The following is a 287-nucleotide window of genomic DNA, read 5'->3' on the forward strand; positions in this document are numbered from 1 at the left end:
GTCGCCATCGGCGCCGCCCTGCAGGCCGGTGTCCTCAAGGGTGAGGTCAAGGACGTCCTGCTGCTCGACGTCACCCCGCTGTCCCTCGGCATCGAGACCAAGGGCGGCATCATGACCAAGCTGATCGAGCGCAACACCACGATCCCGACCAAGCGCTCGGAGATCTTCACCACGGCCGAGGACAACCAGCCGTCCGTGCAGATCCAGGTCTACCAGGGCGAGCGCGAGATCGCCGCGTACAACAAGAAGCTCGGCATGTTCGAGCTGACCGGCCTGCCGCCGGCCCC

General features: G+C 66.6%; 1 protein-coding gene. It reads left to right on the forward strand.

The window, feature by feature from the left end; all coding sequences use genetic code 11:
- Positions 1–287 (forward strand): Hsp70 family protein (locus UK12_RS35455; RefSeq protein WP_045307344.1); only part of this gene is annotated, 287 nt, incomplete at both ends.

The sequence above is a fragment of the Saccharothrix sp. ST-888 genome, from assembly GCF_000955975.1.
GTDB lineage: Bacteria > Actinomycetota > Actinomycetes > Streptomycetales > Streptomycetaceae > Kitasatospora.